This is a genomic window from Acidovorax sp., from assembly GCF_022763525.1.
GTDB lineage: Bacteria > Pseudomonadota > Gammaproteobacteria > Burkholderiales > Burkholderiaceae_C > Acidovorax.
On sequence record NZ_JALEGG010000176.1, the window covers coordinates 1 to 7,114 of the forward strand.

A 7,114-nucleotide genomic window follows, 5' to 3' on the forward strand; every position below is an offset into this window, starting at 1 on the left:
CCGCGGGGCCGCTCGGTGCGTCGGTGGCGAGGGCTTCGACCTTTGCCTTGGCCGTGGCAGTTGCCGAGCGCGCGGCGGGGGCGCGGGATGTGCTCACCGCGCAGACTCCGGCAGCAGCATCGCCAGCGTCTGCAGCGTGTCGGCCTCGGCCACGGGCTTGTCCTGGCGCCAACGCAGCATGCGGGGGAAACGCACCGCAATGCCGCTCTTGTGGCGCGGGCTGCGCGCAATGCCTTCAAAGCCCAGCTCGAAGACCTGCGTGGCCTCCACGCTGCGCACAGGCCCGAAGCTCTCGCGCGTGGTCTTGCGGATGATGGCGTCCACCTGCGCGATCTCCGCATCGGTGAGGCCCGAGTAGGCCTTGGCGAATGGCACCAGCTGCCGGTCGGGGTCCTCGGGCGGACCGCTCCACACGGCAAAGGTGTAGTCGGTATACAGGCTCGCGCGCCGCCCATGGCCGCGCTGGGCGTAGATGAGCACGGCGTCCACGCTCATGGGATCAATCTTCCACTTCCACCACACGCCCACGTCCTTGGTGCGGCCCACGCCGTAGTGCGCATCGCGGTGCTTGAGCATGAAGCCCTCGGTGCCCAGGCTGCGGGCGGCTTCGCGCTGGCGGGCGAGGTCTTGCCAGTCGGGGCCGTGCAGCAGGGGGCTCAGGCGCAGGGCGCCTTCGGGCGTCGCGACGATGGCGCCAGGGTTCGGCTGCAGCACTGCCTCGAGCAGGGCGCGCCGCGCATGCTGCGGCTGCTGGCGCAAATCCTGTCCTGCATGCTCCAGCAGGTCATAGCACACCAGCACCACGGGCAGTTCGCGCAGCAGTTTGGGGCCCAGGGTCTTGCGCCCCAGGCGCTTTTGCAGATCGGCGAAGGGGCGGGGGCCGGGCTCTTCGGGCAGCCAGACCAGGATCTCGCCATCGACCACCGTGCCGTCGGGTAGTTGGGCCATTGCGGCCTCGGCCAGTTCGGGAAAGCGGTCGGTCACCAGTTCCTCGCCGCGCGACCACACCCAGGCTGCCCGCGCCCGCCGCACGATCTGCGCGCGGATGCCGTCCCATTTCCACTCCACCAGCCAGTCCTGCACCGGCCCGAGCAGCGCGGGCATCTCGGCCGCCGGCTGGTTGAACGGGTGGGCCAGAAAGAAGGGGTAAGGATGCCCGGCCGCGCTGTTGTCCGGGCGGCCTTCCGTGCCTTCGGCAGGCGCCACCAGCGCGGCGTAGTCGGCGGCCTGCGGCTGGCGGCCGATCTGGGTGTAGCCCATCAGCCGGTGCGCGATGCGCTTGGGTTCTACCCCACTCACGGCGGCCAGCGCCTGCGTGACCTGCAGGCGCGACACCCCCACTCGGAAATTGCCGGTGATGAGCTTGAAATAGACGAAGCGCTGCTCGGGCGCCAGCATGGCCCACTGCCCACGCAGGCGGGCGTCGGCCTCGTCGGCGGGCAGCGCGCGCAGTGGCAGCAGCAGCGCCATCCATTCCGCCAGCGGCAGGTCCGCGGGCTCGGTGGGCGGGGGCAGCAGCAGCGCCAGGGTTTCGGCCAGGTCGCCCACGGCCTCATAGCATTCATCGAACAGCCACTCGGGCAGCCCGGCGGCCTCTTGCGCCAGGGTTTTCAGGCGCTTGGTGGGCACCATCTGCCGCGGCTTGCCGCCAGCCAGGAAGTACACGGCCCAGGCCGCATCGCCGGGGGCTGCCACCCGCAGGTAGGCCACCAGCGCGGCCAGCTTGGCCGACTGGGCGGTGGTGGCATCGAGCGCGTGGAAGAGGGCGGCGAACTGCTTCATGGCGCTGCCTCGGGTGCGGGTGCGCTGCCCGGCTCTTCGGGCGCTGAACCTGCGTCGTCCTCGTTGTCATCCGCGCCGTATTCCGTGGCAAATACCTGGGCGTCCAGGCCTTGCTCGCACAGCCAGCGCACCATCACTTCCGTGCTGCCGTGCGTGACGATGACGCGTTCAGCTGCTGTGGCTCCGATGGCCTTTTGCAGGCCGGGCCAGTCGGCGTGGTCGCTCATCACAAAGCCCCGGTCCACCCCCCGGCGTCGGCGTGCGCCGCGCACCAGCATCCAGCCGCTGGCAAACGCGTCGGAATGTTCGCCAAAGCGCTTGAGCCACGGTGTGCCCGCGGCCGAGGGTGGGGCGATCACCAGCGCACGGCGCAGGTCTGCCTTGGTGATCTGCGGGTCGGTCACGCGGTGGGTGGTCGGCAGCGCAACGCCTGCGGCGCGGTACACGGCGTTCAGCGGCTCCACCGCGCCGTGCACCACGATGGGCCCGATGCCGGCGTCCACCCCGTGCAGCAGCCGCTGCGCCTTCCCAAAGGCATACGCATACAGCACGCTGGCCTTGCCCGCCGCCGCGTTGGCGGCCCACCAGGCGTTGATGTCGGCAAACAAGGCAGGTTGCGGCGGCCAGCGGTAGATGGGCAGGCCGAAGGTGGATTCGGTGATGAAGGTGTGGCAGCGCACCGGCTCGAACGGCGGGCAGGTGCCGTCGTCTTCCAGCTTGTAGTCGCCCGAGGCCACCCACACCTGGCCGCCGTGCTCCATGCGCACCTGGGCCGAGCCCAGCACGTGCCCGGCCGGGTGCAGCGACAGCTTCACGCCCTGGTGATCGATGGTCTTGCCATAGTCCAGGGTCTGCAGGGCGATATCTGTGCCGAGGCGGTTGCGCAGCGTACCCGCGCTGTCGGTGTGCGCCAGGTAGTGGGCCGAGCCCATGCGCGCATGGTCCGAATGCGCGTGCGTGATCACGGCCCGCTCCACTGGCCTCCAGGGGTCGATGTAGAAGTCGCCAGATGGGCAGTACGGGCCCTCGGGGCGGTGGACGATGAGGTCGCTGGGCATGGCGCGGATCGACGGAGGTGCCGGCAAATTATGATTAAAAAAGGGCCTTGGCGCCTGCAATGCAAGCGCAGGCAGCTATAAAAAAAGGAGCGTCTGCGCGTCGAGGCTTGTGCCCAGGCGAGAAGTCTTGCCATCATGGCGCCGGGCGAGCCGGGGCCTTGCAGGCAAAAACCGCGTCCTGCAGTGCGCCCGTACCCATCCTCATCAGGAGTCCAGCACCGATGAAAAATCGATCTTTGCGGCACGGCGTGGTGAGGGCGTTGGTTGCCTGGCTGGCAGTAGCGGCGCCGGTTTGCGGGCTGGCGCAACAAGGCGCCGCCGCAGTGCCCCGCACCAACGCTTTCAACGATCCCTTCGTGCAGGTCACCTCGGCCATCCCGGCTTGCCCCGTGCCCGAAGGTCCGCTGTACACCGAGGCCGAGGTGCGCGACCTGGCCCATGTGCGCTCGCAGCACGGCGGCAGCTGCTACCGCGTGGGGCGTTGCCGGCTGCCCAACTCGTACCTGTACGACGCCGAGATCATCCCCCGCGTGCAGCGCTATATCCGCGAAGAAGGCCGCTTTGACGACACCAGCGTGTGGGTGCTGGGCGAACGGCGGCTGGTCACCCTCAAAGGCTGCGTGCAGTCGCAGGCGCAGTCCGACGCGCTGGAGAAAGCCGTGTGGCTGGTGGACGACGTGATGGGCGTCATCAACCTGCTGCAGGTGGGCACGGACCGCAGCGCTGCGCGGTATCCGCTGGCCGCGCCGTAGCCCGCGCTGCTGGCCAGCCGTTCGGCGCACGTGGCCGCGCGGGGCGGTCCGCGCCTATCGCAGCCGCCACGGTGGCGCAATCGCCCCGGCGGCATCTGGATCCTGGGCACCACACACGGCCTGGCGGGGCTTGGGCTGGCCGGCGTCCTGCTGCATATTGCCGGTTCCTCATTCTTCCATTCACGAAGGAGTACCCCATGCCATTCAAGTTCTCCCTGCTGGCGGCCACGACCCTGGCCCTGGCGGCAGCGTCGTCCACGGTAACGGCAAAACCGTTCAAGTGGGCAGGCTCCAGCGACATCCAGACCATGGACATCCACTCGCAGAACAGTGCCCTGGGCAACGGCATCCACGCGGCGGTGTACGAGTCGCTCGTGATGTTCAACAGCCGGACGCTGAAAGTGGAACCGGTGCTGGCCACATCGTGGCAGCAGGTCAGCCCCACGCAGATGCGCTTCAAGCTGCGCCAGGGCGTGAAGTTCAGCGATGGCTCGACCATGACGGCGGACGACGTGGTCTATTCGCTGCAGCGCGCGATGAGCAAGACCTCCACGTACGCCATCTACACCCAAGGCATGGACCGCATCGCCAAGGTGGATGGCGAGACCATCGACATCTTTCTGAAGAACCCGAACCCCGTACTGCTCAACCAGCTGACCGAGCTGCGCGTGATGAGCAAGGCCTGGGCCGAGAAGAACAACTCCGTGGAGCCCAAGGACATCAAGGCCAAGGACGAGACCTTCTCGCACCGCAACGCCATGGGCACCGGCCCCTTCGTGCTCAAGGAATGGGTGCCCGACCAGAAGCTCGTGTTCGCCACCAATCCCCATTGGTGGAATGCCGGCAAGGTCGAAGGCAACGTCACCGAAATCACCTACACCCCCATCAAGTCCGAAGCCACGCGCATCGCCGCGCTGCTCTCGGGCGAAGTGGACATGGTGCGCGACACCAGCATCCAGGACCTGGGACGCCTCAAGGCCAACCCCCAGCTCAAGGTGTTGGAGATGGTGGAGAACCGCACCGTGTATCTGGCCCTGGACCAGTTCCGCGACGAGCTGCCCGGCAGCAGCGTCAAGGGCAAGAACCCGCTCAAGGACCTGCGCGTGCGCAAGGCGCTGTACCAGGCCATCGACAGCGCCACGCTGCAGCGCGTGACCATGCGCGGCATGTCCAAGCCCACCGGGGCCATCGTGCCGCCCCAGGTCAACGGCTGGACCGAAGGCGTGGACAAGCGCCTGCCCTATGACGCCGCCGCCGCCAAGGCCCTGCTGGCCGAGGCGGGCTACAAGGACGGCTTCGAGGTGGACTTCGCCTGCAGCAACAACGCCATCATCCAGGATGAGGAGCTGTGCCAGGCCATCACCTCCATGTGGTCGCGCATCGGCGTCAAGGCCAAGCTGCGCACGATGCCCGCCGTGAGCTACTACCCCATGGCCCAGCGCCACGAGGCCAGTATCGCGCTGCTGAGCTGGGGCGTGCCCACGTTTGACGCGCTGTACACGCTGCAGTCGCTCACCCGCACCAAGACCACGGGCGCCGACGGCAACTACAACCTGGGCCGCTACAGCAACGAACGCATGGACTACATCGTCGACCGCGTGAAGACCGAGACCGACCTGCCCGTGCGCAACCGCTTGCTCACCGAGGCGCTGCAGCTGCAGAACGACACCATCGCCCACATCCCCCTGCACAACCAGATGCTGGCCTGGGCCATGAAGAAAAACGTGGACCTGGTGCAGCGGCCGGACAACCGGATCGACTGGCGGCTGATCAAGGTGAACTGAAGCCCCCTGAATCGCTGCGCGCCTTTCCGCCAGGGGACTTCGCCAGTGCAGGCAGGCACAGCGCCGTCATTCGCGGCTTGGCAGCTTTGCACGGCGGTTCTGGTCTGAGGCCGCGCCCATCGCTGGGGCTGCGGTGACCGGGTCAGCCTTCAGCGGGGCGCATGCTGGGCATGATGTCCCGCCAGCCACTCGCGCAGTGCGAGCTCCCCCTTGGGCGTGAACTGCACGACCCGCGAACCCGCCGGGCGGTGCGCCCATCCGCCCTCGAACAGGCGCTGCAGCAGCGCCGCGCCCAGCGCGCCGCCCAGGTGGTGGCGGCGTTCGCTCCAGTCCAGACACGGGCGGCACAGCATGCGCCGCTGCTGCGCGAGCGCGGAAGTGTCGATGCCCACCTGGGCAAACCACTGTGCGCCGGAGGGCGTGATTTCGACGCCGGTGGGCGTGGCTCGCACCAGGCCCTGCCGCAGCAGCGATTCGTAAAACTGCACGCCCACCTCGCCCGCCAAGTGGTCGTAGCACATGCGCGCACGGCGCAGGGCCGGCTCGCGCGGGCTGGAGCGAAGCCGCACGGCGCCCGCGCGGAACGCGACGTTCATCAGCGACTCCAGCAGGTGGGCGACGTCGCGGTCCGCCAGCCGGAAGTAGCGGTGGCGGCCTTGCTGTTCCATGGCCAGCAGGCCGGCGTCCTGCAGCTTGGCCAGGTGGGTGCTGATGGTCTGCTTGGTCACGCCGGCAATCTCGGCCAGCTCGGTGGCGGTGAGGGCGCGATCGGCCATCAGGGCCGTCAGTACTTCGGCGCGCCCGGGGTCGCCGATGAGCGCGGCGATGCGCGCGATGTGGGGTCCGTCTTTCATGGTTCGATGTTGGGCGAACCATTCCTGCCCGTCAAGCGCCTATCGTGGAGGCCTTGTTTATCCATGCCTCAGGCCTTTGCCATGATCACCTGTTTCATCCGCTACGAAATCGACCCCTTCCAGCGCGAGCTGTTCGCTGAGTACGCGCGCCGCTGGGGCCAGATCATCCCGCGCTGCGGCGGCCACCTGCTGGGCTACTTCCTGCCGCACGAGGGCAGCAACTACGAGGCCTGGGGGCTCATTGGCTTCGAGTCGCTGGCCGCCTACGAGACCTACCGCGCCCGCTTGCGCACCGACCCCGAGGGCCGCGCCAACTTCGCCATGGCGCAGGAAAAGCGCTTCATCCTGCGCGAGGAACGCACGTTCACGCAGGGCGTGGAGGGAACGCTGGGCCTGCCCGCGCACCCGCAGGAGGCCCGCGCATGATGGCCGTCATCTTCGAGGTGCAGCCCGCGCCCGGCCAGCAGGACGCCTACCTCGGCGCCGCGGCCGCGCTGCGGCCCTTGCTGGAGCAGATCGATGGGTTCATCTCCATCGAGCGGTTCGAGAGCCTGAGCGAGCCGGGCAAGCTGCTGTCCCTCTCGTTCTGGCGCGACGAAGCGGCCGTGGCCCGGTGGCGGCAGATGGACGCCCACCGCAGCACCCAGCAGGCCGGGCGCGGTGGCATCTTTGCCAACTACCGCCTGCGGGTTGCGGCCGTGGTGCGCGACTACGGCATGCACGATCGCGAGCAGGCGCCCGCAGATTCGCGTGGCGTGCATGGTTGACAGCGGCGAGGGCCTGTTCACACTATTTTTGCCAGATGCGTTGCGACGCCCAAGGGCCAGGCGCTAGGCGCCAAACGAAGCTGGGGTGCGGCCCCAGCGAGGCTTGGCAACGCCGCG

7 protein-coding genes are annotated in these 7,114 nt (G+C 68.4%); 4 read left to right on the forward strand and 3 right to left on the reverse strand.

Annotated features, from left to right (window positions below; all coding sequences use genetic code 11):
* Positions 1 to 93 precede the first annotated feature (93 nt).
* Together MRY84_RS13600 and MRY84_RS13605 are read right to left on the reverse strand one after the other, a co-directional pair.
* Positions 94 to 1,782 carry an ATP-dependent DNA ligase gene (locus MRY84_RS13600; protein ID WP_291506251.1) on the reverse strand — a complete coding sequence of 563 codons (1,689 nt, stop codon included), beginning with the start codon at positions 1,780 to 1,782 and terminating at the stop codon, positions 94 to 96.
* Positions 1,779 to 2,840: a ligase-associated DNA damage response exonuclease gene (locus tag MRY84_RS13605; protein WP_291506252.1), complete on the reverse strand. Its 1,062-nt coding sequence runs from the start codon at positions 2,838 to 2,840 to the stop codon at positions 1,779 to 1,781. Before MRY84_RS13605 ends, MRY84_RS13600 begins: the two co-directional genes overlap by 4 nt.
* Before the next feature lie 221 nt (positions 2,841 to 3,061).
* Here MRY84_RS13605 and MRY84_RS13610 point away from each other — a divergent pair, with 221 nt between their 5' ends.
* Positions 3,062 to 3,592 (forward strand): BON domain-containing protein, encoded by a 531-nt coding sequence (locus tag MRY84_RS13610; RefSeq protein ID WP_291506253.1) that lies wholly within the window; start codon positions 3,062 to 3,064, stop codon positions 3,590 to 3,592.
* A 197-nt stretch (positions 3,593 to 3,789) separates the two neighbouring features.
* Complete coding sequence (locus tag MRY84_RS13615) at positions 3,790 to 5,376, forward strand: ABC transporter substrate-binding protein (RefSeq protein WP_291506254.1); 1,587 nt, start codon at positions 3,790 to 3,792, stop codon at positions 5,374 to 5,376.
* A gap of 149 nt (positions 5,377 to 5,525) precedes the next feature.
* Here the strand turns inward: MRY84_RS13615 and MRY84_RS13620 are convergent, their stop codons facing one another.
* The gene (locus MRY84_RS13620; protein ID WP_291506255.1) at positions 5,526 to 6,230 is read right to left on the reverse strand and encodes a winged helix-turn-helix domain-containing protein; all 705 of its coding nucleotides are present in this window, start codon (positions 6,228 to 6,230) and stop codon (positions 5,526 to 5,528) included.
* 81 nt (positions 6,231 to 6,311) lie between these two features.
* On the opposite strand from MRY84_RS13620, the gene MRY84_RS13625 reads away from it, so the two are divergent.
* Together MRY84_RS13625 and MRY84_RS13630 are read left to right on the forward strand one after the other, a co-directional pair.
* Positions 6,312 to 6,656, forward strand: a complete 345-nt coding sequence (locus MRY84_RS13625; RefSeq protein ID WP_291506256.1) for an NIPSNAP family protein — start codon at positions 6,312 to 6,314, stop codon at positions 6,654 to 6,656.
* Positions 6,653 to 6,997 (forward strand): antibiotic biosynthesis monooxygenase, encoded by a 345-nt coding sequence (locus tag MRY84_RS13630; RefSeq protein WP_291506257.1) that lies wholly within the window; start codon positions 6,653 to 6,655, stop codon positions 6,995 to 6,997. Before MRY84_RS13625 ends, MRY84_RS13630 begins: the two co-directional genes overlap by 4 nt.
* Positions 6,998 to 7,114 lie beyond the last annotated feature (117 nt).

Excerpts from the sequence above, each read along its gene's own strand:
- MRY84_RS13610 (WP_291506253.1), top strand. The coding sequence starts at position 3,062 with ATGAAAAATCGATCTTTGCGGCACGGCGTGGTGAGGGCGTTGGTTGCC.
- MRY84_RS13625 (WP_291506256.1), top strand. The coding sequence starts at position 6,312 with ATGATCACCTGTTTCATCCGCTACGAAATCGACCCCTTCCAGCGCGAG.
- MRY84_RS13620 (WP_291506255.1), bottom strand. The coding sequence starts at position 6,230 with ATGAAAGACGGACCCCACATCGCGCGCATCGCCGCGCTCATCGGCGAC.
- MRY84_RS13605 (WP_291506252.1), bottom strand. The coding sequence starts at position 2,840 with ATGCCCAGCGACCTCATCGTCCACCGCCCCGAGGGCCCGTACTGCCCA.
- MRY84_RS13630 (WP_291506257.1), top strand. The coding sequence starts at position 6,653 with ATGATGGCCGTCATCTTCGAGGTGCAGCCCGCGCCCGGCCAGCAGGAC.
- MRY84_RS13615 (WP_291506254.1), top strand. The coding sequence starts at position 3,790 with ATGCCATTCAAGTTCTCCCTGCTGGCGGCCACGACCCTGGCCCTGGCG.
- MRY84_RS13600 (WP_291506251.1), bottom strand. The coding sequence starts at position 1,782 with ATGAAGCAGTTCGCCGCCCTCTTCCACGCGCTCGATGCCACCACCGCC.